Raw genomic sequence first — 20,464 nt, forward strand, 5'->3', positions numbered from 1 at the left:
TTGGCCCGTCAGGGCAAGGGGTTGGCGCGCTTCGCCCCCTGCCCCGTCACGGCCCGGCGCCATGGCCGCTGCAACGCGCTGGGCTCAAACGATGCCGGCGCCCAGTCCCACCGCCTTGCGCTCCTGCGCCTTGCGCGCGCGATACTGGCTCAGGCGATAGGCTTCCAACACGTCGATCGCCCCGCCAGCGGCCACACGCGCCTTGGCCAGGATAGGCGCCACATCGATCGAATAGGCGCGGCGCAGCGCCTGGAATGCCATCATCGTGTCGTTGCTCTCTTGCGCGGCATGCAGCGCGTCGCGGTCCACCAGCAGTGCCTTGGCAAAGCAGCCGGTGATCGCTTCGGCCGAAGACAGCATGGATTCGATCGGGTCGGTCACGTTGTGCGACTGGTCGATCATGTAGCTCGGGTTGAAACCGTCGCGCGGGTTCAGCTCGGCCTCGACCAGTTCGTTGAACACCAGGAACAGCTGGTGCGGGTTGATCGATCCGGAATCGAGATCATCGTCGCCATACTTGCTGTCGTTGAAGTGAAAGCCACCCAGCTTGCCGAAGCGGTGCAGCCGCGCCACGATCTGCTCGATGTTCACGTTGGGCGCATGGTGGCCCAGGTCGACCAGGCACTTGGCCTTGGGCCCCAGTTCCTGCGCCGCCAAGATCGAGCTGCCCCAATCGGAAATCACCGTGGAATAGAACGCCGGCTCGAACATCTTGTGTTCAAGCAGCATGCGCCAATCATCGGGCAGCGCGGCATAGACCTGGGACGCCGCATCGAGATAGCGATCCAGGCTGCGGGCAAAGTCCTGCTGGCCGGGGAAGTTCGTGCCATCGCCCACCCACACCGTCAGGTCGGTCGAGCCCAGCTGCTTGCCGATCTCGATGCATTCGATGTTGTGTTCCACCGCCTGGCGGCGCGTGGCGGCGTCCTGGGCCGACAGCGAGCCGTTGGCATACGTGTGCGCCTGGCCCGGCTGATCCTGGAACGTGTTGGAATTGACCGCGTCCCAGCCCAGGCCCAGCGCGGCGGCTTCTTCGCGCAGCGCAGCAAAGTCGCTGACCTTGTCCCACGGAAAATGCGGCGAAACGCGCGGCGTCACCCGCGAAAGCTGGTTGATGACGGCGCAATCCTCCAGCTTTTCGTGGATGTTGGTCGGCTCTCCGGGGATGGGGAACTTGGCAAAGCGCGTGCCGCCGCGGCCCGCGCCCCAGCTGGGCACCGCCACCGAAAAGCTGGCAACGCGGCCCAGCACGGCGTCGATATCGATGCCGGTGCGGGCCAGCTTGCGTCCCAGCGCGGTATAGTCTTCGTCCAGCGCATCGGCGTGGCGGGCGTTGGCTTCGGCGATCAGATCGGCCGACAGCGGCAGGTGTGTCATTGTCTTGTTCTCTCCCGAATGCTCAGCGCGTGAAAGCCTGAACGTTGCCGGCGTCCACGTTGATCATGTTGCCGGTCGACTTGGCCGATGCTTCCGAACCCAGCCAATAGGCCGCCTCGGCGATGTCTTCGGGCAGCACGTCGCGCTTGAGCATCGAGCGGTTGCGATAGTGCGCTTCCAGTTCCTCGCCAGCATCGATCTTGTTGGAGGCTGCGCGTTCCTTGCGCCAGTCGCCGTCCCAGATCTTGCTGCCCTTGATCACCGCATCAGGGTTCACGACGTTGACGCGAATGCCTTCGGGCGCGCCTTCCAGGGCCAGGCAGCGGGCCAGGTGGTTGGCCGCCGCCTTGGCGCTGGCATAGGCAGAAGCCCCGGCGGCGGCGGCCACCGCGTTCTTCGACCCGATGAACACGACCGAAGTGCCGCCCTGATCCTTCATCCGCTTGAGCAAGCCCCAGGCGTGCTTGGCGGTAAGGAAATAGCCCTGGGCAAGCACGTCAAAGTTGCGATCCCACAACTCCAGCGTGGTCTGCTCGATCGGCGCGGACGAAGCGATGCCGGCATTGGCCACGAGAATATCGAGCCCGCCAAACTCGCGCGCGGCATAGGCGAAGGCCGCCTGCACCTGCGCTTCATCGGTCACGTCGCAAGCCACGGCACGAACCACGTCTTTGCCATACTGCTTGGCAAAGCCGGCGCGCACGTCCTCGGCGGCGGAGGCATCCCGGTCGGCCAGGACAACGCAGGCGCCTTCGCGCAGGAAGCGGGCGGCGGTGGCCGCACCAATGCCACCGGCACCGCCGGTGACCAGCGCGATCTTGCCAACCATCGGCTTGGGCGCGGGCATGCGCTGCAGCTTGGCTTCTTCAAGCAGCCAGTATTCGATGTCGAACGCTTCCTGCTCGTCGAGCGCGATATATTCGCCGATCGCTTCGGCCCCGCGCATCACGTTGATGGCATTGCCATAGAATTCACCGGCCAGGCGCGCGGTGGTCTTGTCGGTGGCGAACGTGATGCGGCCGACGCCGGGCACGAGCACGACGACCGGGTTGGAATCGCGCATCGCCGGGCTGTTGGCGCGCTTGCAGCGTTCGTAATAGGCGGCATACATCGCCCGGTAATCAGCAATCTTTTCGGCCAGATAGGCGTCATCCTGAAGACGCGCCGGGTCGAGCGTCAGCGGCGCGATCTTGGTGCGCAGGAAGTGATCGGGGCACGAGGTGCCGAGTGCGGCAAGGCGTTCGAACTCAACCGACCCGGCAAATTCCAGCGCCTCGGCATCGTCAGACCAGTGACCCAGCTTGCGGCGCGCACCGGTCATGAAACCACGCAGGCGCGGCATCAGGTCGGCCGCGATGGTCGCGCGATCCGGGTTCGGCGCCACCTTCTGCCCGCCAAACGCCGGCTTGGCCGCCAGCTTGCCGTTGAGATAGTTCGCGGCATCGGCAATCAGCTGCACGGTGTGCTCGTAACAGGCCTTGGCGCTGTCGGCCCAGCAGATGATGCCATGGCCGGCCAGCATCACGCCTTCGACTTGCGGATTGGCCCGCACATAATCGCGCAACATCACGCCCAGCGTATAGCCGGGGCGCTTCCACGGCAGCCAGCCGATCTTGCCGCCCCAGATTTCCTGCGTCGCCGCTTCACCGCCCGAAGAGGCCGCCAGCGCGATGATCGCGTCGGGATGCACATGGTCGACATGGGCGAACGGCAACAGCGAGTGCAGCGGCGTATCGATGCTGGCCGCGCGCCCGTTCAGGTTGAACGTGCAATGCGGCAGATAGCCGACCATCTTGTCGTCATCGTCAGGCCCGGCATAGTGCGCTTCCAGGCCCAGCAGCTTGTCTTGGTAAAGCGTGGCAAAGCCATCGAGCTTCATCGAGCCGATGTCACCACCCGAACCCTTGACCCACAGCACCTCAACCGCAGCGCCGCTCAACGGATCGGTTTGCGTGAGCTTGGCCGAGGTGTTGCCCCCGCCAAAATTGGTCACCGTCAGATCGGAACCCAGCAGGTTGGAGCGATAGAGCAGCAGCTCTGCCGGCGACAGCGTGGCGGCATGGGCGTCGTCCCAGCGGCTGGTCGGCACGGCAAAAGGAATGGCGGCGTCTGCGGCAACAAGCGTTTCGACGGTCATGGCATCCTGCGTGGATTGGGCCATCGAGTCGCTGCCCGATTGGCCGGTGAACGTGGGGCGGCACAACCAGGATGATTGCATCGCGTCGCAGGGTTGCTAACATTTTTGGTGGAATTGATCAAGAATGATTGATATTGATCATTTCCACACAAGGCGCCGGCGGCGGAGATTCTCCCATCGGGCGCCACCAAACGGAGAGCGAGTGGCTTGGCACGGGGCAGCATCATCGTCATCGATCTGGGCAAGACACTCAGCAAGGTCAGCCTGTGGCGCCCGGATGGCACGCTGCTCGACCGCAAGGTGCGGCCCAATGCCCCGATCGAGATCGACGGGCTGCGCCGGCTCGATGCCCAAGGCATCGGCGACTGGCTGATCGGCGCCTTGCGCGAATTTGCCGCCGTCCCGCTCGATGCGCCGATTGACACGATCGTGCCAGTGGGACACGGCGCGGGCGTGGTTGGCGTGGCGCAGGGCGCGCTGGCGTTTCCCCCGCTCGACTATGAGCAACCGATCCCCGACGATGTGATGGCCGCCTATCGGGCGCAGCGCGATGCCTTTGCCATCACCGGCTCCCCCGCCCTGCCCGATGGCCTCAACCTTGGCAGCCAGTTGTTCTGGCTCGAACAGCTCTATCCCGCCGCCTTTGCTGCCGATGGCCCCACCCGCGCCACGCTAATGCCATGGGCGCAATATTGGGCCTGGTTTCTCACCGGCACGGCCACGAGCGAAGTGTCGAGCCTGGGCTGCCATTCCGATGTTTGGAGCCCCGCCCAAGGCACGTTCGCGCCCATGGCGGCGCGGCGCGGCTGGGCCGATCAGTTTGCCCCGGTGGTGCCCGCATCGGCGCAAGTCGGCTTGCTCTCTCCGCGCCTGGCACGCGCGACCGGGCTGCCTGCCACCACGCGGGTGCTTGCCGGGCTGCACGATTCCAATGCCGCGCTGATGGCCGCGCGCGGCTTTGACCAGTTGGCCGGACAGGATGCCACGATCCTGTCCACCGGCACCTGGTTCATCGCCATGCGCCTGGCGCGCGGGGCATTTGATCTTGCCGCCCTGCCCGAAGCGCGCGATTGCCTGGTCAATGTCGACGTGTTTGGCCAGCCCGTGCCGTCTGCCCGGTTCATGGGCGGACGCGAGATCGAAAGCCTGATCGAGATCGACACGCGCCGGGTCGATATCAAACCCGATCAGCCCGCGCTGCTCGCCGCCGTGCCCGATATCCTGCGCGACGGCACGATGATCCTGCCCACGCTGTGCCGTGGCTTTGGCCCGCTGCCCCATGGCACGTTTGGCTGGATCGGCCAGCCGCGCGACTGGTACGGCCGCCGCGCTGCCGCGTGCCTCTATGCTGCACTGGTTGCCGATATCTCGCTCGGCCTGATCGGCGCCAGGGGCCACCTTCTGGTCGAAGGCCGCTTTGCCGAGGCAGAGGTATTCGTCCGCGCGCTGGCGGCACTGCGCCCAGACCTGGCGGTCTATACCGCCAATGCCCACAACGACGTGTCGTTCGGCGCGCTGCGCCTGATCGATCCCACGCTCAAGCCACAGGGTGAACTGGTCCCGGTCGCGCCGCTGGAAGGCGATATCGCCGCCTATCGCGCCGCCTGGCACGCCGCCATTTCTCAACCGGCCTGACACCACGATAAAAAACACGAGAGGAAGCAACGACGATGGGCGGAAATCCGGCACTGGGCGTGCTGTTTCACTGGCTGGGGGGCTTTTCCTCGGCCAGTTTCTATGTGCCGTACAAGCGGATCAGCCGCTGGTCGTGGGAGGTGTTCTGGCTGGCGGGCGGGCTGTTCTCGTGGGCCATCGCCCCGTGGCTGTTTGCCTCGCTGCGCACGAACGACCTACTTGGCGTGCTCGCCGCCGCGCCGCGCCAGACCTTGCTGTGGTGCTGGTTCTGGGGCGCGATGTGGGGCTTTGGCGGGCTGACCTTCGGCCTGACCATGCGCTATCTCGGCCTCTCGCTGGGCATGGCCGTGGCGCTGGGCCTCACCACCGTGATCGGCACGATGGGCCCGCCGATCTTCCATGGCACGCTGGGCGATATCGCGGCCACCACCAGCGGCGAGCTGACGCTGCTGGGCATTGCCATCACGCTTGTCGGCATCATCGTCGTCGCCCGCGCGGGCAGCGCCAAGCAGCGTGACCTGGGCGGCACCGCCAGCGTGGGCGTGGCAGAGTTCAACCTCAGGAAAGGCATCCTGATCGCGATCTTTTCCGGCGTCATGTCAGGCTGCTTTGCTTGGGGCCTCGATGCCGGGCAGCCGATCCGCGATCTGACCCTGGCCGCTGGCACCGATCCGCTCAGCCAGGGGCTGCCAGTGCTGTGTGTCGTGCTTGCCGGCGGGCTAACCACCAACCTGGTCTGGTGCCTGATCCTTATCGCGCGCAACCGGAGCGCCGGGCAGTTCCTGGGCGCGGCCAGTGACGGCACCGGGCGCGCACCGCTGCTGCGCAACTATGCCCTCGCCGCGCTGGGCGGCACGCTGTGGTATGGCCAGTTCTTCTTCTACACCATGGGCGAAAGCCAGATGGGCAAGTACGGCTTTTCATCATGGACGCTGCACATGGCGTCGATCATCCTGTTTTCCACGCTGTGGGGCTTTGCCCTCAAGGAATGGCAGGGCACCAGTGCGCGCACTCGCACCATCGTGTGGAGCGGGATTGCGTTGCTGGTGGGCGCCACTGTGGTGATCGGCGCGGGCAACATGCTGCAGGCCGCTGCCTGACGCCAGACGTGCGCGAAGATGATGGCTTTTGAGCGCGCGGGCGGGCATAAGCCAGCGCTTGCCGGAATGAAAAGGGACGAGCCAGGGCCATGCATGCAGCGGAACGCGAACGGTTGATCGTCGAAGCGATCGGCCCCACGGGTTTCGTGAGCTATCGCGATCTCGAGGCGATGCTCGATGCGTCCCCCGCCACGATCCGGCGTGACCTGTCGCGCCTGGAAAGCGAGGGGCGCATCGTGCGCGTGCATGGCGGCGCAAGGCTGGCCGATGGCGCCGAAGCGCCTGCCCGCCCGGTCGGCTTTCACCTGTCGGGCACGCCGTTCGAACAGGCGATCACCGAAAACCTTGCCGCCAAGCAGGCGATCGGCCGGGCGGCCGCGGCGCTATGCCAGCCCGGCGAAGGCATCATGCTCGATGGCGGCACCACCACCTTGCAGATGTGCCCGCATCTGGCCGGGCTTGATCTCCAGGTGCTGACCAACTCGCTCTATATCGTCAACGCGCTGCTGCCGCAGCCCGGCACGCGCATCCTGGTGCCATCGGGCGCGGTGTTTCGCGAACAGAACATCATCCTGGCCGCGGCGGGCGAGGAATCGATGCCACGCTTTCATGCGCCCAAGCTGTTCATGGGCGCAGCGTCGGTGGGCGCGGCCGGCGTCATGCAGGCCGATGTCGTGCTGGTGGCGGCAGAGCGCCGCCTGATCGACCGCGCCGAACAGGTGATCCTGCTGGTCGACAGCAGCAAGTTCACCACCCGTTCGGGTACGATCGTGTGCGGGCTGGACGAGGTCGATACCCTCATCACCGATGCCGGCATCCCCGCTGCCGCCGCCGCCGCGATCCGCGACGCCGGCGTGCAACTGGTGATTGCCGAATAGACCGGTGTTACTTGGTCGCCTGTTGCAGATAGGCGATCACGTCGGCGCGGTCCTTGGCATCGGGCAGACCGGCAAAGGCCATCTTGGTGCCCTTCACATAGGTGGTCGGGCTCTTGAGATAGGTGTCGAGCGTATCGGGCGTCCACGTCACGCCGCTGCTCTTCATCGCATCGGAATAGGCATAGCCCGGCAGCGAGCCAGCCTTGCGCCCGATCACGCCCTTGAGCGAAGGGCCAAGCCGCGTCGCCCCGGTGTTGAGATCGTGGCACGCCAGGCAGCGCGCCGCCACGGTGCGGCCATGCGCGGGATCACCGCCTTCCGCCGCGGCGGCTGGTGCCACCGTTCCGGCAACCCCGATTGCCAGCCCCAAGGCGCCCAGCGCCACAACAGAAAAACGAGCAAGCTTCATCACGGTCTCCCGGGCGGGCCGCATTCCGGCCCGCGTGATTTCAGACCATGTCACACGCTGGCTGACAAGGTGCTGAACAGGCCGTGGCGCACAGGCCGCCGGCAACCCGGCCGTCACCCCTCCTTGGACGGGGCGGAAAGATAGACCTTCATCAGGATGCGGAACAGTTCGGACCGCTCGCGCACGGTCAGGCATGCGGTCAATTCGTCTTCATGCGCCACGATCACGCGCCGCGCCTCGGCCAGGGTGATCAAGCCGCTTTCGGTGACCCACAGCCCGCCAGCGCGGCGATCGAGCTTCGACGGCTCGTTGACGAGATAGCCGTTGCGCATCAACTGGCGCACGAACTGGTGCACGGTCGGGCGCTCGATCTTGAAAAAGCGCGAAAGGTCGGTCTGCTTCACGCCGGGATTGGCGTTGACCAGCCACAGGATCGCCACCTGCTTGGGCGTGACGCTGAGCGGTTCAAGCTGGCGTTCCAGCCGCGAGACGAACAGCGTATTCGTTGTGCCGATGTGCAGGCCCAGGACCGAATCCAGCCCATCCAGCGCCAGTTCGGGCGTAACTGATTGACGGGTAAGAACTTCGGACGCCAAAGCGCAACCTTTCAAGACGCACTGCGGCACAGAATGTTACCGCATCAAGTCCATTAGGCATACGAACCGTTTTTGCGCAAATGTTTTGCGGCGCAACAGCGCCGAAGCCCACCAAAGGTCAGGCTTCGACCGGTGCCGTCGTCATGCCCAGACCGGGAATACCGATGGAGCGGCGCCCGCCATAATCGGTGCGCACCACGATCAGCCCGCTCTTTTCGAGGTGATCGAGCAGGCGGCGGATGCGCCCCGGGCTGCGCGTGCCATAGATTTCGGCCATGCGCTCGTCATCCGGGCACGGCAGCCCTTCGACGGCCGCCACGGCCAGCACCAGGAACGGGGCGAGCAGATCATCCGCCACGCCTTCGGCCAGCTTGAGTGCGGCCTGCCAGCGCGGCTCACGATCATCGGGGATGCCGGCCACGGCCATGGCAAAGCGGCGGCGGAACGCGGCCAGGTCGATGCCCACTTGGCCAAGCCGCTGCATGCGGCAGCGCACGGTGAAATCCTGATAGAGCTGCGCCGCAGGCTGGAACGTGCAATCCGGCTCCGCCGCCATTTCCGCCAGTATCGCGGCAATATCGGCAGCGGTTTCCTCGGCGGCGAACAGGCTGGGCTCGGCCGGCGGTTCCACCTGCTCGGCGGCAGGCACGCTGCTTTCGATCTGCTCCAGCAGCTCGCCGCTTTCGGGTGCGGTTTCTTCCGGCTCTTGCGGCGTGGGCAGCGGATCGAACATCAGCGGCTCTGCCATCAACAGCGCCTCCATCTCCTCGCCCGCGGCATTGGGCATCGGCATCAGGCCATGCACCACGTTGCGCGCGCGCGTTTCCACGTCGGCGATCTTCACCCCCACCGGGCGGCGGCAGATCGCCGGGCCCAGCGCCAGGAAATGGCCGCGCTCCAAGTCGCGGATCTGTTCCGCCTGGCGCCGCTCCATGCCGAGAAGATCGGCGGCGCGGGCCATGTCGATGTCCAGGAAGGTGCGCCCCATCAGGAAGTTGGAAGCTTCGGCCGCGACGTTCTTGGCCAGCTTGGCTAGGCGCTGGGTGGCGATGATCCCTGCCAGCCCGCGCTTGCGGCCACGGCACATCAGGTTGGTCATCGCCGCCAGCGACAGGCGGCGCACATCATCGGCCACGTCGCCGGCGGCGGCCGGCGCAAACATCTGCGCCTCGTCCACCACCACCAGCGCGGGATACCACTGGTCGCGCGGGGCATCGAACAGAGTGTTCATGAACACGGCGGCGCAGCGCATCTGCGCTTCCAGCTCCAGCCCGTCGAGCGCCAGGATGACCGAGGCGCGATGCTGGCGGATGCGTGCGGCCAGCTTGACGATCTCGGTGCCGTCATAGGCCGATCCATCGACCACGACATGGCCAAACGGCTCGGCCAGGCTGACGAAATCGCCTTCCGGATCGATCACCACCTGCTGCACCACGCTGGCGCTCTGCTCCAGGATCCGGCGCAGCAGGTGCGACTTGCCCGAGCCACTGTTGCCCTGCACCAGAAGGCGCGTGGCCAGCAGTTCCTCAACATCGATGCGGACGGAGGCGCCCGACCGGTCGTCGGCGCCGATGACGATGGTTGCGCTCACGCCTCGCTCTTAGCGCGCAGGGCCGTGGCGGCAAGGGGATTGGGGGAAAAGGTTGTCGAAAGCGGGGTGGCAAAGGAACACGCCCTCCCCCAACCCCTCCCGCCTGCGGGAGGGGCTTCTGGGTCTCCCCCTCCCGCAAGCGGGAGGGGGTCGGGGGGAGGGAATGTTATCTGGCCTTAGTGCCGGATCAGATAATCAAACGCCGCCAGCGAGGCCTTGGCGCCCTCGCCCATGGCGATGACGATCTGCTTGAACGGCACGGTGGTGCAGTCACCCGCAGCAAACACGCCGTCGAGGCTGGTGGCATTGTGAGCGTCCACCTCGATCTCGCCACGGTTGGTCATGGCGATGCTACCGCCCAGCCATTCGGTGTTGGGCACCAGGCCGATCTGCACGAAGATGCCTTCCAGTTCGACGGTGTGTTCCTCGCCGGTCTCACGGTTCTTGTAGACCAGCGCCGTCACCTTGTGGCCATCGCCCAGCACTTGCGTGGTCATGGCCGAGGTGATGATCGTCACGTTGGGCAGGCTGCGCAGCTTGGTCTGCAACACGGCATCGGCGCGCAGCTGGCTGTCGAACTCGATCAGCGTGACATGGCGCACGATGCCGGCCAAGTCGATCGCGGCTTCCACGCCCGAATTGCCGCCGCCGATCACGGCGGTGCGCTTGCCCTTGAACAGCGGACCGTCGCAGTGCGGGCAATAAGCCACGCCCTTGTTGCGATATTCGTCCTCGCCGGGCACGCCCATCTGGCGCCAGCGGGCACCGGTCGACAGGATCACGGTCTTGGCCTTGACGCTTGCGCCGCTGGCCAGTTCGATGTGGTGCAATCCATCGCCGTTGGCCGGCTTGAGCTTGACCGCCGCCTGCACGTTCATGACGTCGACTTCATAGTCCTTCACATGCTGTTCCAGCTGGGCAACCAGCTTGGGCCCTTCGGTGTGCGGCACCGAAATGAAGTTCTCGATGCCCATGGTATCAAGCACCTGGCCACCAAAGCGTTCGGCCACCACGCCGGTGCGGATGCCCTTGCGCGCGGCATAGATCGCCGCTGCCGCGCCGGCCGGGCCACCGCCGACCACCAGCACGTCGAACGGGTCCTTGGCGGCGATCTTTTCCGCCGCGCGGGCCACCGATCCGGTGTCGAGCTTGGCCACGATCTGCGCCAGATCCATGCGGCCCTGGCCGAACTGCTCGCCATTGAGATAGACGGTCGGCACGGCCATCACCTTGCGGCGCTCCACCTCGTCCTGGAACAGCGCGCCATCGATCGCCACGTGCGTGATATCGGGGTTGAGCGCGGCCATGATGTTGAGCGCCTGCACCACGTCGGGGCAGTTCTGGCACGAGAGCGAGAAGAACGTCTCGAAATGCAGCGGCCCATCAAGGTTGCGCACCGCATCGAGCAGTTCCGCGTCTTCCTTGGGCGGGTGACCACCCACATGCAGCAGCGCCAGGATCAGCGAGGTAAATTCGTGGCCCAGCGGCAGGCCGGCAAACACCGCCTGCGCCCGCCCTTCATCCGCGCGGATGGCAAAGCTCGGGCGGCGGGCATCCTGCCCGTCGAGGCGCACCGAAACCTTGTCGCTCAGCGCGGCGATTTCTTCGACCAGGCTGCGGGTGTCGGCAGACTTGGCACTATCGTCCAGGCTCGCGACCAGTTCGATCGGGCGGCGCAGGTTGCCAAGCAGGCCCTTGAGCTGGGCAGTGGTGGGGGCGTCAAGAATAGGCATGGCGTGTTTCTCTCAGGCAGGAGGGTGCGTGCCGCGTGGGGCCATGGACGGCCTCACGCCTGGGATGGGCGGAGCGGGCAGACATTTGGGGGCTTTCCCGGCCGATGAAGGCGCCGGCGCCGCGTGGGCGCGCGCAGGGTGCCGGGATGCCCAGGTCCGGGGCAGGCGCGCTGGCCCGCCCCGGTTCAGGCAGCAAGAATCAGATCTTGCCGACGAGATCGATCGAGGGAGCAAGCGTTTCGGCGCCTTCTTCCCACTTGGCCGGGCAGACCTGGCCGGGGTTTTCGCGCCAGTACTTGGCAGCCTTGATCTTGCGCAGCAGTTCGGTGGCATTGCGGCCCACGCCTTCGGGGGTGATTTCGACCAGCTGGATCACGCCATCGGGATCGACCACGAAGGTGCCGCGGTCGGCCAGGCCAACGCCTTCGCGCAGGATGCCGAAGTTGTTGGAGATGGTGTGGTTCTGGTCGCCCAGCATGTAGTAGTTGATCTTGCCGATGGCGGGCGAGCTGTCGTGCCAGGCCTTGTGGCTGAAGTGGGTGTCGGTCGACACCGAATAGACTTCCACGCCCAGGCTCTTGAGCTCTTCATACTTGTCGGCGAGGTCTTCCAGCTCGGTCGGGCACACGAAGGTGAAGTCGGCCGGGTAGAAGAAGAACACGGCCCACTTGCCCAGGACGTCAGCATCGCTGACATCGACGAACTTGCCCTGGAGATAGGCAGTGGCCTGGAACGGCTTGAGCTTGGTTCCGACGATCGACATGGGTTCGACTTCCTTGTGGTTGGTCGTGGCTGAAATGAATGCTGGCAAGAGGGGCAAGACACGCCACAGCGCATCAGCGCCCCTCGTTGCAGGGCAGCAATTAGGCATGGGCGCCGACGATTGCCAATGATCAATTCCGCCCAGATTGATTGATCCTTTCGATAAGACGCTCCCAGCGCTGATCGCATCCATGCGTCTTGCCCCGACATGCACTTTGGACAGCGTCGGCGCAGGGAACCAATTGCGCAGCTGCGAATTGCAGCGCCTGCAAGCCTTGGTTCCCGCCGGCCTGAAAACCCACGCCTGGGCGCTGGCAGCACACGGATTGCCTTAAAAAACCTTTTACCGCCAACATGTTGATGTTTCAGGTTGCAATTTTCGCAAGCTCGCTTCGAAAACTTTCACTTGCAGCCCAAGGCACCGCTCGCCAATTGCGCCAATATTGAACTAAACTGTCTCGTTCCATTTTTGCCGATCTGACAGGAAGCCCCCGATGCCCGCCCCCGACACCGCAGCCGCAACCCCCTCCACCGAACCTGCCGAAGAGACCGCGCCCGCGACCAGCGGCCGCAAGAAGCTGATCGGCCGCATCGCACTGGGCGTGGCGGCGGTGGGCCTGGTCTATGGCATTTATGCCTTCATCGATTATCGCAACAACGGCCAGTACATCCAGTCGACCGACGATGCCTATGTGAAGGCCGATGGCGTGACCGTCAGCTCCAAGCTGGCCGGGTATGTGCGGCAGATTGGCGTCGCCGATAACCAGCAGGTTCCTGCCGGCGCTTTCCTGGTGCAGATCGATCCAACCGATTACAGCGCCAAGCTGAATCAGGCCGATGCCCAGGTCAGCGTGGCCCGCGCCGCCGAGCAGGCGACTTCTGCCGGCATCGCCGAAGCACAGGCCAGCCTCAACCAGGCCAAGGCCGCCCTCGCCGCCTCGCAGCGCGACCTGGCGTACTACAGCAGCGAAGTCGCGCGCTATGCCCCGCTCGCCGCCAGTGGCGCCGAACCGCGCACCCAGCTCGACCAGCTGACCAGCGCGCGCGACAAGGCCGCAGCCGATGTGCGCGCCAAGCAGGCCATGGTCCAGGCCGCCGCCAGCAAGATCGCTACGACCAAGGCCCAAGTGCAGCAGGCCAGCGCGCAGATCGCCTCTGCCGAAGCCAGCCGCCAGGCCGCCCGCAACGATGTCGGCACCACGCGGATCGTCGCCCCGATTGCCGGCAAGGTCGGCTCCTCGGCCGTGCGCCTTGGCCAGTTCGTACAGCCCGGCCAGCGCCTGCTGACCATCGTGCCGACCCAAGCGATCTATGTGGAAGCCAATTTCAAGGAAACCCAGATCGGGCTGATGCGCCCCGGCCAGCCGGTGACGATGCATGTCGACGCGCTGCCTGACGTCGATTTCCACGGCGTGGTGGATTCGATCACGCCGGGCACGGGGGCGAACTTCTCGCTGATCCCGCCGCAGAACGCGACCGGCAACTTCACCAAGATCGTCCAGCGCGTGCCCGTGCGCATCCGCATCAACGCGGGCGAGGAATCGCGCAAGGTGCTGGTCCCTGGCCTGTCGCTGACGGTCAAGGTTGATACCCGCGCCGCCAAGGGCGCCATCAAGGCGATCCGCGCCGAGCAGGACCAGGGAGCCAAGTAATGGCCGCCGCAACCCTTCCGGCCGAGGCCGGCAACGGGGGTGGCGCGGCAAAGCCAGCGGCTGGTTCCAGCTCTGGCAATGCCGATCTGACCGCCTGGCTGGCCGTGGTGGCCGGGGCCATCGGCGCGCTGATGGCCACGCTCGACATCTCGATCGTCAATTCGGCCCTACCCACCATCCAGGGCGAAATCGGCGCGTCTTCCACCGAAGGCACGTGGATCGCCACCAGCTATCTGGTGGCCGAGATCATCATCATCCCGCTCACCGCCTGGCTGGAACGCGTGTTCGGGCTCAAGCGGTTCCTGCTGATCGCCTCGGTGCTGTTCACCGGCTTTTCCATCGTGTGCGGCCTGTCCACCACGCTGACCATGATGATCGTGGGACGCGTCGGCCAGGGTTTCACCGGCGGGGCAATGATTCCCACCGGGATGACCATCATCGCCACGCGCCTGCCGCGCCACCAGCAACCGGTAGGCACCGCGCTGTTCGGTTCCACGCTGATCCTGGGGCCGGTCATGGGCCCACTGGCCGGCGGCTGGCTGACCGAGAATTTCTCGTGGCACTATGCCTTCTTCATCAACATTCCGATCTGCATCATCCTGATGGTGTTCCTCACGGTTGGCCTGTCCAACACCAAGATGCGCCTTGATGAGTTGCTCAACGCCGATTGGCTGGGCATTCTTGGCCTGGCACTGGGCCTGGGCGGATTGACCGTGGTGCTGGAGGAAGGCAACCGCGAACAGTGGTTTCAATCCACGCTGATCTGGCAACTGACCGGGGTGACCATCATTGGGTTCATCCTCATCTCGATCGGGCAGCTCTTTGCCAAACGGCCAGTGATCAAGCTCGCACTGTTGCGCAACCGCGCTTTTGCCGCGGTCTTCGTGCTGGGTCTGCTGATCGGTTCGGTGCTCTATGGCACGGCCTATGTCATCCCGCAGTTCCTGGCCGCGATCGCTGGCTACAATGCCTATCAATCAGGGCAGATCGTGTTCCTGTCGGGCATTCCGGCAGCCATGATGATGCCGCTGTTCCCTCTGCTCGTGAAGCGGTTTGACCTGCGCTACGTGGTCTTGACCGGGATGCTGATCATGGCCGGGTCGTGCTGGCTCGATACCACGCTGACGGTCAACTCCGATGGGTCCGACTTTGTCGTATCGCAGCTGATGCGTGGGCTCGGCCAGGCCCTGTCGATGCTGTTCCTCAACCAGGCAGCTATTGCCAGCGTCAAGCCCGACGAAGCCGGTGACGCATCGGGCCTGTTCAACGCAGCGCGCAACCTCGGTGGCTCGATCGCGCTGGCCCTGCTCGCCACCTTGCAGGAACGGCGCGAGGAATTCCACCGCTGGTCGATCCACGAAACCCTGCCGGCCAACAGCCCCAGCGTGCAGGATTGGGTATCGAGCCAGGCTGCCTCGTTTGGTGGCGGGCCCGACGGCCTTTCTGCCGCGCTGCAATCGATCGACGGCATGGTGCTCAAGCAGGCGCTGGTCATGGCCTACACCGATGAGTTCATCGCGCTGATGGTCGGCATTGCTGTCGTCCTGCCGCTCGTTTTCCTTCTCCGGCCCCTGCCCAAGGGCCACCACAACATGGCGATGCACTGATGCAACATTCTTCACGCCCCATGGCTTTCCGCCCCCTGGCCATCGCCCTGCTCGCGTCCGCCGCCCTTGCCGGGTGCACCACGGTTGGCCCAAAGTATGCCGGCGCGCCCGATGCTGCGCCGGGCGCCGCCGCCCGCAGCGCGTTCCTGCGTGGCGACGCTGCCACCACCACCGCCACGGCGCCCTCCGCGCATTGGTGGGATGCGCTCAATGACCCAGTGCTGGGCAGCCTGATCGACAAGGGCCTGGCCAATTCGCCCAATATCGCGGCGGCCAATGCCCGCATCGCCCAGGCGCGCGCTGGCCTTGCCGCCAACAAGACCGCGCTGATCCCCACGCTCAATGTTTCGGGCGCGGTGCCCTATATCAACGTGCCCTCCAACATCCTGGGTGGCAACGATACCGGCCGCACCGACACCACGATCTACAACGTGGGCTTTGACTCGAGCTGGGAACTGGATCTGTTCGGCGGCACCCGCAGCAAGATCACCGCTGCCGGCGCCCGTGCCGAAGCGGCCGAGGCCGGCGCGGATGATGCCCGCGTGACGCTGTCGGCCGAAATCGCCCGCGCCTATGTGTCGCTGCGCGCCAAGCAGGCCGTGCTGGCCCTGCTCGATCAGCAGGCGGCGATCGATGCCCAGCTGGTCAACCTGGCGCAGCAACGGCTGCAAGGCGGCACTGCGCCCGAGCAGCCGCTGGCCCAGGCCCGTGGCCAGGCTTCGCAAACCGAGGGGGACCGCGCCAAAACGCGGGCCGATATCACCGTGCTGATCGATCAGCTGGCCGTGCTGACCGGGCAGGAACCGGGCGCGCTCGATGCCACGCTGACCACGCCGGCGCCGCTGCCGTTGCCGCCGGCAAGCGTGGCCGTGGGCGATCCCGCCAGCCTGCTGCGCAATCGCCCCGATATCCGCATGGCCGAGCGCCAGCTGGCCGCCGCCAATGCCGACATCGGCGCACAGATCGCGGCTGGCCTGCCCAAGATCAGCTTCATGGGCCTGCTGGGCCTGGGTGGCACCAGCATCGGCGATGTGGTCGATCCGTCCAAGATCATCGGCCTGGCCCTGCCGCAAATCCGCTGGAGCCTGTTCGATGGTGGGCGCAACAAGGCACAGGTGGCCAGCAAGCGCCAGGCCTATGCCGAGCAAGAAGCCAATTATCGCAACACCGTGCTGACCGCGCTGCAGGATGCCGAAGGCTCCCTCACCCGCTTTGGCAGCCAGCGCCAGGTCTATGGCAAGGCGCTGGATAGCCAGGCGCAGGCCGCGCGGGCGCAAGCCCTGCAGCAACAGCGGGCCGATGCCGGCACCGTGGCCCGCAGCGACGCCTTGAGCGCGCAGCGCCAGCAGGTGCAGGCAGCCCAAGCCACCGCAGCGGCCGCAGCAGAGCTGACCACCGATTTCATCGCCGTGGAAAAGGCGCTTGGCCTGGGGTGGCAGGCACCGGCCCAGGACCGCTGAAATGAGCCAGATCCGTTCCGTTTATAGCGCTTTGCGAACGCCCGAATCTGTGTCAATTTTCCTTCACAAGACGCCGCAAAGGCGTGAGCCACTCGGACAGAGGGTTGGGAAGGATGGATTGGTTTTCGGATATCGGCCGCCGCGTCTGGCTGGCCTATCAGGAAGGGCTGGAAATGACCTGCCCCGCACATCGCGAATGCGTAAAGCGGCCGGGACAGATTGCGGCACGCGACAGTGCATCGGCCTTGCCCGGAACGGCAGCGGAATTTTCGGCGTCGTACACCTTCGTCGCGCAGATCGATGCGGCGACGGCCACGGGCAACGGGAGTGCGGCCGATGACTCTGCCGCCGCATTCCAGCACGGATCAACCGCCCGCCACTGACGCACCGGCCACCGACGGCATGGCATCGCCCGCCGCGCCGCGGCGTGGGCGCCCCTCGGTGGCAGAGGCCGAACAGCTTTACGGCAAGATTCTCGACGCCAGTTGGGAGGTTTTGCTCGACAGCGGGCTGGATACCTTCACGTTCGATCGCGTTGCGCGCCATGCCCATATCGGCAAGGCCACGATCTATTCCCGCTTTGCCGGCAAGCGCGAACTGCTGGAAGCGCTGGTGCATCACGCCGTGGCCAAGCGCCGCGATGCCATCGCCGCGCTGCAAAGCGACCGTTCACTCGCAGAAACGTTTCGCCTGCGCGCCGTGGAAACGCTGGAACTGCTCCATTCCCCCGATGGCAAGCTGATGGAACGGCTGATCGACTGGCTCGACACCGAAGCCGGCAGCCCGCAGGGCGGCTATCGCGCGATGGTCTATCGCAACGCGGTCGACAAGATTCGCAGCCTGTTCGAAATGGCGCAACAGCGGGGCGAGATCGTCATCGACGATTGCGAGAATGCCGCACGGTTCTGGCTCGAAGGCCTATTGGGCCACTACAAGATGGCCAGTTCCGAAGGCGGCCAGGATCGCGCGCAGCACATGCGCTGGGCCGATCGCTATGTCAGCTTCTTCTTTGCCGGGGTGCGCCAGCAAGGATCGCCCGGCGCGCCGCCGCGCTGACCGATCGCATCCCGCCCTCGCCCGGCATCGGCCAGGCGCGGGCGGGAACGCGGATCAGGACTGGCGCTTGGCCTTGAGCGCGAAATCGACCGTCACGCCATCGAGCAGCGTATCGGTGCCACCCCATTCACCGGTGCCGACGCCAAACGCGGTGCGTGACAGCGTGGCGGTGCCGTGCGCGGTGGCCCGATCGCCATCGATCGTCAGCACAAAGGCCAGCGGCACCGGGCGGATCTTGCCGGCCAGCGACAGCGTACCTTCGGCGACATAGTGCCCGGGCGACTGCGCGCGGAAACGCGATGCGGTGTAGATCGCTTGCGGGTGAGCGGCGGCACGGAAGAAATTGTCGCCCTTGAGCATGTCGTCGCGCTGCGCATCGCCGGTGCCGACCGAAGCCAGATCGATCGTGGCGCGCAGCGTGGAATGGGCAAGATCATCGGGCGAGAACACGATCTTGGCGTCCCAGCGACCAAAGCTGCCGTTGATCGCGTCACCCGAATAGGTGGCGTGGAAGCCAAGCTTGCCACCGGGCGCGAGTTGCCAGGCAACCGCCTTGGCAGCAGCCTCAGCGCCGGCGGATGCATCGGCCACGGGCGCCGCCGCGCTGGCCGGCGCCTGAACTGCGGCATCGCTGGCCATATCGGTGGCCGCTTCTGACTCATCGCCATCGGGATCAGCCGACGCGGCTGCAACCGGCGCCACCGCCGGGCCACCAAACGGCCAGACCTTGGCAAGCGCCATGGCCCCTGCCGAACCGATCAGCGCGACGATCACGCCGATGGTCAGGCCGCGGCGGGTATTGGCCGGGATCATCCGGCCCAGCAGATCATCGCCCATGAAGTGATGGCGCAGCGCGCCAGCGACGTGCAGCGCGAACAGACCCAGCGTCACCAGGCCAAGCGCGCCGTGAATGGTTTCGGCCGGCTCGTGCCAGGCATGACCGACCGGCAGGTTGGGCATCGGCAACGTGCCGAACACCATGGTCTGCAGGCGGATCTTGGACGTGGACACCATGATCCAGCCCGACAGCGGGCCCACGATCATCACCGCATAGAGCAGGACGTGCACGACCTTGACCAGCAGCTTTACCGCCGGCGCGCCTTCGGCCGGTGCCGGGCGCCGCGCCACCAGACGCACGCCCAGGCGCGCGAGGCTGAGCGCCAGGATCAGGAAGCCGACCGACTTGTGAAACTGGTAGCCGGCAAAGCTGGCCGTGCCCTTGGGCAGGTCTTCCAGCCGCCAGCCGAGCGACACCTGAAACAGCAGCAACGCCGCGATCGACCAGTGGAGGATGATCGCACTCAGGGCATAGCGCTTTGGCGACAGCCCCCGCGAAAACGTGTCATTCATGCCGCGAAAATCTCCTCATCCTCTTGGCCACCCGCGCTGTCTATAACAGGCGATTGTGGCTTTTGATATGCCCAGCCGATCCATGCCGGATCAGGTGCGATCCAGCCGGTGCATGTCACCGATCGAGCGCCATCGTCATCACGACGAACCAGGCTGGAGCGCGCGTTGCAGCCATGCCATGGTTCGCTGCGTCACCGCGCGTGGGCGCCCTGCCCCGCGCCATCAGGAGACCGCATTTCCCATGTGCAGCAGCCCCTGGAGCCACAGCCGCCGCGCCGGCGTCGCCGATGACGTGGACTTTGCCATTCGCGGCAATGACCTGCAGTTCGTCGAGATCGAACTCGATCCCGGCGAGAGCGCCGTGGCCGAGGCTGGCGCGTTTGTCTGGAAGGATGCCGCGATCGAGATGACCACGGTGTTTGGCGATGGCAGCGACGGCGATGGCGGCGGCTTCATGGGCAAGCTGCTGGGCGCGGGCAAGCGCCTCGTCACCGGGGCCAGCCTGTTCACCACCGTGTTCACCCACCAGGGCCACGGCAAGGCGCGCGTTGCGTTTGCAGCGCCGGTGCCGGGCACGATCCTGCCGCTCAAGCTGTCAGACCTGGGTGGCACGCTGATCTGCCAGAAAGACAGCTTTCTGGCGGCCGCGCGCGGCGTCTCGATCGGCATCGCGTTCCAGCGCCGGATCATGACCGGCCTGTTTGGCGGCGAAGGCTTTGTCATGCAGCGGCTGGATGGCGATGGCTGGGTCTTTGTCCAGATGGGCGGCACCCTGGTGGAACGCGAGCTTGGCCCGGGCGAACAGCTCCATGTCGATACCGGGTGCCTGGCCGCCTATACGCCCTCGATCGATTTCGACCTGGTGCGCGCAGGCGGCGTGCGCAGCGTGCTGTTTGGCGGCGAAGGCCTGTTCTTTGCGCGGCTGACCGGGCCGGGCAAAGTGTGGATCCAGTCCCTGCCGTTTGCCCGCCTGGCCGGTCGCGTGGTTGCCGCCGCCATACCCAGCGGGGGCAGCAACCGTGGCGAAGGCTCGGTGCTCGGCCCGCTGGGCGATTTTATCGACGGCAATCGCTAGGGTTTCGGGACAGGCCTTCGACAGGCTCAGGGCGAACGGACCTTGG

At 65.8% G+C, this 20,464-nt stretch carries 17 protein-coding genes; 9 read left to right on the forward strand and 8 right to left on the reverse strand.

What is annotated here, in order from left to right; all coding sequences use genetic code 11:
* Positions 1-84: 84 nt before the first annotated feature.
* Positions 85-1,377, reverse strand: a complete 1,293-nt coding sequence (rhaI, locus tag FHW97_RS08005; protein WP_171798562.1) for an L-rhamnose catabolism isomerase — start codon at positions 1,375-1,377, stop codon at positions 85-87.
* Positions 1,378-1,399: 22 nt separating this feature from the next.
* On the reverse strand, positions 1,400-3,595 hold the full coding sequence (locus FHW97_RS08010; RefSeq protein WP_253941648.1) for a bifunctional rhamnulose-1-phosphate aldolase/short-chain dehydrogenase: 2,196 nt from the start codon (positions 3,593-3,595) through the stop codon (positions 1,400-1,402).
* A gap of 126 nt (positions 3,596-3,721) precedes the next feature.
* Between FHW97_RS08010 and FHW97_RS08015 the strand changes: the two genes are divergently transcribed.
* From FHW97_RS08015 to FHW97_RS08025, 3 genes are all read left to right on the forward strand, one after another.
* The gene (locus tag FHW97_RS08015; RefSeq protein WP_171798563.1) at positions 3,722-5,149 is read left to right on the forward strand and encodes an FGGY-family carbohydrate kinase; all 1,428 of its coding nucleotides are present in this window, start codon (positions 3,722-3,724) and stop codon (positions 5,147-5,149) included.
* 35 nt (positions 5,150-5,184) lie between these two features.
* Positions 5,185-6,249, forward strand: a complete 1,065-nt coding sequence (gene rhaT, locus FHW97_RS08020) for an L-rhamnose/proton symporter RhaT (protein WP_171798564.1) — start codon at positions 5,185-5,187, stop codon at positions 6,247-6,249.
* Between the two features lie 89 nt (positions 6,250-6,338).
* A complete protein-coding gene (locus FHW97_RS08025; RefSeq protein WP_022677024.1) occupies positions 6,339-7,127 on the forward strand; it encodes a DeoR/GlpR family DNA-binding transcription regulator in 789 nt (262 codons plus the stop codon).
* Positions 7,128-7,134: 7 nt separating this feature from the next.
* Here FHW97_RS08025 and FHW97_RS08030 read toward each other — a convergent pair whose 3' ends face one another.
* The 5 genes from FHW97_RS08030 to ahpC form a co-directional block, all read right to left on the reverse strand.
* Positions 7,135-7,536 carry a cytochrome c family protein gene (locus FHW97_RS08030; protein WP_022677023.1) on the reverse strand — a complete coding sequence of 134 codons (402 nt, stop codon included), beginning with the start codon at positions 7,534-7,536 and terminating at the stop codon, positions 7,135-7,137.
* Positions 7,537-7,649: 113 nt separating this feature from the next.
* Positions 7,650-8,132: a MarR family winged helix-turn-helix transcriptional regulator gene (locus tag FHW97_RS08035; protein WP_022677022.1), complete on the reverse strand. Its 483-nt coding sequence runs from the start codon at positions 8,130-8,132 to the stop codon at positions 7,650-7,652.
* A gap of 118 nt (positions 8,133-8,250) precedes the next feature.
* Complete coding sequence (locus FHW97_RS08040) at positions 8,251-9,723, reverse strand: ATP-binding protein (RefSeq protein ID WP_171798565.1); 1,473 nt, start codon at positions 9,721-9,723, stop codon at positions 8,251-8,253.
* 176 nt (positions 9,724-9,899) lie between these two features.
* A complete protein-coding gene (gene ahpF, locus FHW97_RS08045; RefSeq protein ID WP_168351157.1) occupies positions 9,900-11,456 on the reverse strand; it encodes an alkyl hydroperoxide reductase subunit F in 1,557 nt (518 codons plus the stop codon).
* A gap of 199 nt (positions 11,457-11,655) precedes the next feature.
* Complete coding sequence (ahpC, locus tag FHW97_RS08050) at positions 11,656-12,219, reverse strand: alkyl hydroperoxide reductase subunit C (RefSeq protein WP_062782590.1); 564 nt, start codon at positions 12,217-12,219, stop codon at positions 11,656-11,658.
* Between the two features lie 493 nt (positions 12,220-12,712).
* On the opposite strand from ahpC, the gene FHW97_RS08055 reads away from it, so the two are divergent.
* From FHW97_RS08055 to FHW97_RS08075, 5 genes are all read left to right on the forward strand, one after another.
* Complete coding sequence (locus FHW97_RS08055; protein ID WP_084390734.1) at positions 12,713-13,870, forward strand: HlyD family secretion protein; 1,158 nt, start codon at positions 12,713-12,715, stop codon at positions 13,868-13,870.
* The gene (locus FHW97_RS08060; protein ID WP_171798566.1) at positions 13,870-15,477 is read left to right on the forward strand and encodes an MDR family MFS transporter; all 1,608 of its coding nucleotides are present in this window, start codon (positions 13,870-13,872) and stop codon (positions 15,475-15,477) included. Before FHW97_RS08055 ends, FHW97_RS08060 begins: the two co-directional genes overlap by 1 nt.
* A gap of 20 nt (positions 15,478-15,497) precedes the next feature.
* Positions 15,498-16,937 (forward strand): efflux transporter outer membrane subunit, encoded by a 1,440-nt coding sequence (locus FHW97_RS08065; RefSeq protein WP_253941649.1) that lies wholly within the window; start codon positions 15,498-15,500, stop codon positions 16,935-16,937.
* Between the two features lie 113 nt (positions 16,938-17,050).
* On the forward strand, positions 17,051-17,320 hold the full coding sequence (locus FHW97_RS08070) for a hypothetical protein (RefSeq protein ID WP_054131044.1): 270 nt from the start codon (positions 17,051-17,053) through the stop codon (positions 17,318-17,320).
* The gene (locus FHW97_RS08075; RefSeq protein WP_231627559.1) at positions 17,274-17,993 is read left to right on the forward strand and encodes a TetR/AcrR family transcriptional regulator; all 720 of its coding nucleotides are present in this window, start codon (positions 17,274-17,276) and stop codon (positions 17,991-17,993) included. The genes FHW97_RS08070 and FHW97_RS08075 overlap by 47 nt, the downstream gene beginning before the upstream one ends.
* Before the next feature lie 54 nt (positions 17,994-18,047).
* On the opposite strand, the gene FHW97_RS08080 is transcribed toward FHW97_RS08075, so the two are convergent.
* On the reverse strand, positions 18,048-19,343 hold the full coding sequence (locus tag FHW97_RS08080) for a cytochrome b/b6 domain-containing protein (RefSeq protein ID WP_171798568.1): 1,296 nt from the start codon (positions 19,341-19,343) through the stop codon (positions 18,048-18,050).
* Between the two features lie 241 nt (positions 19,344-19,584).
* Between FHW97_RS08080 and FHW97_RS08085 the strand changes: the two genes are divergently transcribed.
* The gene (locus tag FHW97_RS08085) at positions 19,585-20,418 is read left to right on the forward strand and encodes a TIGR00266 family protein (protein ID WP_171798569.1); all 834 of its coding nucleotides are present in this window, start codon (positions 19,585-19,587) and stop codon (positions 20,416-20,418) included.
* Positions 20,419-20,464 lie beyond the last annotated feature (46 nt).

It is taken from the genome of Novosphingobium sp. SG754, from assembly GCF_013149315.1.
In the GTDB taxonomy this organism is placed as follows: domain Bacteria; phylum Pseudomonadota; class Alphaproteobacteria; order Sphingomonadales; family Sphingomonadaceae; genus Novosphingobium; species Novosphingobium capsulatum.

Excerpts from the sequence above, each read along its gene's own strand:
- rhaI (WP_171798562.1), bottom strand. The coding sequence starts at position 1,377 with ATGACACACCTGCCGCTGTCGGCCGATCTGATCGCCGAAGCCAACGCC.
- FHW97_RS08010 (WP_253941648.1), bottom strand. The coding sequence starts at position 3,595 with ATGCAATCATCCTGGTTGTGCCGCCCCACGTTCACCGGCCAATCGGGC.
- rhaT (WP_171798564.1), top strand. The coding sequence starts at position 5,185 with ATGGGCGGAAATCCGGCACTGGGCGTGCTGTTTCACTGGCTGGGGGGC.
- FHW97_RS08025 (WP_022677024.1), top strand. The coding sequence starts at position 6,339 with ATGCATGCAGCGGAACGCGAACGGTTGATCGTCGAAGCGATCGGCCCC.
- FHW97_RS08030 (WP_022677023.1), bottom strand. The coding sequence starts at position 7,536 with ATGAAGCTTGCTCGTTTTTCTGTTGTGGCGCTGGGCGCCTTGGGGCTG.
- ahpF (WP_168351157.1), bottom strand. The coding sequence starts at position 11,456 with ATGCCTATTCTTGACGCCCCCACCACTGCCCAGCTCAAGGGCCTGCTT.
- ahpC (WP_062782590.1), bottom strand. The coding sequence starts at position 12,219 with ATGTCGATCGTCGGAACCAAGCTCAAGCCGTTCCAGGCCACTGCCTAT.
- FHW97_RS08055 (WP_084390734.1), top strand. The coding sequence starts at position 12,713 with ATGCCCGCCCCCGACACCGCAGCCGCAACCCCCTCCACCGAACCTGCC.
- FHW97_RS08060 (WP_171798566.1), top strand. The coding sequence starts at position 13,870 with ATGGCCGCCGCAACCCTTCCGGCCGAGGCCGGCAACGGGGGTGGCGCG.
- FHW97_RS08065 (WP_253941649.1), top strand. The coding sequence starts at position 15,498 with ATGGCTTTCCGCCCCCTGGCCATCGCCCTGCTCGCGTCCGCCGCCCTT.
- FHW97_RS08070 (WP_054131044.1), top strand. The coding sequence starts at position 17,051 with ATGGATTGGTTTTCGGATATCGGCCGCCGCGTCTGGCTGGCCTATCAG.
- FHW97_RS08075 (WP_231627559.1), top strand. The coding sequence starts at position 17,274 with ATGACTCTGCCGCCGCATTCCAGCACGGATCAACCGCCCGCCACTGAC.
- FHW97_RS08080 (WP_171798568.1), bottom strand. The coding sequence starts at position 19,343 with ATGAATGACACGTTTTCGCGGGGGCTGTCGCCAAAGCGCTATGCCCTG.
- FHW97_RS08085 (WP_171798569.1), top strand. The coding sequence starts at position 19,585 with ATGTGCAGCAGCCCCTGGAGCCACAGCCGCCGCGCCGGCGTCGCCGAT.